The organism is Vibrio bivalvicida, from assembly GCF_001399455.2.
Taxonomy (GTDB): domain Bacteria; phylum Pseudomonadota; class Gammaproteobacteria; order Enterobacterales; family Vibrionaceae; genus Vibrio; species Vibrio bivalvicida.
The window spans coordinates 1-1,473 of sequence record NZ_LLEI02000069.1 but is presented as its reverse complement, the minus strand read 5'-3'; the positions used below and the strand labels follow the sequence as shown (position 1 = coordinate 1,473).

1 protein-coding gene is annotated in these 1,473 nt (G+C 41.7%); it reads left to right on the top strand.

Translation table 11 applies throughout. The features are described from left to right. Nucleotides 1–869: 869 nt before the first annotated feature. On the top strand, nt 870–998 hold the full coding sequence (locus APB76_RS23465; protein ID WP_269085114.1) for a hypothetical protein: 129 nt from the start codon (nt 870–872) through the stop codon (nt 996–998). The last annotated feature ends 475 nt before the right edge of the window (nt 999–1,473 follow it).

Below are 1,473 nucleotides of genomic sequence, written 5' to 3'. Positions count from 1 at the left end.
GGCTAGTTATTTTTAGTGTTGTGGTTTGCGTTGCTAGCCACTTAGCAGGGCGTTAGCTAGAATTTGAAGAAACTATGGGTTAAATGCTTATGATTACTTGGTTCTAGCTTCACACTTGATAGTTTAAAGGCATAAAGTATCTCGCCAGTGGCACTGTTCGAAAAGTGCTTGAATAAACCCAAATTAGCTTACTGAAGTGGTGTGCTTGTCTAGTTCTTTGGCGTGGTTTCTTGGGTGTTGAAATGTTGCCTCGGCTAAATTTGCTTAGCGTACTTGGTAGTAGGCTTCTTCGAAAGTATTCTCTGCCAAGCATGCTTCATCATCTACTGTGTTTTGGTTTGCGAGCTGTCCTATATGTACATTGTCATTCAAAAACAATAATGTACTTCAAATTAGGAACTTGGGTGAAAAACGCAACCTTCTGCGTAGCAGCTAACAAACTGCTCAAGACGGACTATCAACGCTCGGCAGTTTTGGTTCTAGTTTGGTATAGTGTTTACGGTGGTTATTTTTAGTGTTGTGGTCGCGTTGTCAGCCACTTAGCAGGGCGTTAGCTAGAATTTAAGAAACTATGGGTTAAGTGCTCATGAATACGGGCTCCAGCTTTACAGCCGAAAGTTCTAGGGTACAAAGTATCTCGCCAGTGGCACTGTTCGAAAAGTGGTTGAATCAACCAAAGTCAGTTTACTGAAGTGGTGTGTTTGTTTAGTTCTTTGGTGTGGCTTCTTGGGCGTTGACATTACCGTGACTAAATCAGTTTTGCTCACTTGGTAGTTGGCTTATTCGAAAGCATTCTTTCCCAAGCCAATTTCATCAATTGGGGTTTGGTTTGTGAGCTGTCCAATTTACATTGTTACTCGAAAGAAATAATGTATTTCAAATTAGGCACTTGGGTGAAAACCTCAACCTTAATCGTAGCAGCTAACAAACTGCTTAAGACGGACTATCAACGCTCGGCGATTTTGGTTCTAGTTTGGTACAGTGTTTACGGTGGTTAGTTTAAGTGTCGTGGTTTGCGTTGCTAGCCACTTAGCAGGGCGTTAGCTAGTGTTTAAAGAAACTAGGGGCTTAAGTGCTCATGAATACGGGGTTCTAACTTCACACCTGATAGCCCCAATGCGTAAACTATCTCGCCAGTGGCACTGTTCGAAAAGTGATTAAATCAACCAAAGTCAGTTTACTGAAGTGGTGTGTTTGCCTAGTTCTTTGGTGTGGCTTCTCTGGGGTTGAAACGTTGCCGTAGCTAAATTGGTTTCATGCACTGTGTTGTTGGCTTCTTCGAAAGCATTCTTTGCCAAGCATGTTTCATCAATAGTATTTTGGTTTTTGAGCTGTCCAATTTACATTATCATCTGAAACTAATAATGTATTTCAAATTAGGCATTTGGGTGAAGACCTCAACCTTCTTCGTAGCAGCTAACAATCTGCTTAAGACGGACTGCCAACGCTCGGCGAATTTACTTCAAAGTTTGC

Excerpts from the sequence above, each read along its gene's own strand:
- APB76_RS23465 (WP_269085114.1), top strand. The coding sequence starts at position 870 with ATGTATTTCAAATTAGGCACTTGGGTGAAAACCTCAACCTTAATCGTA.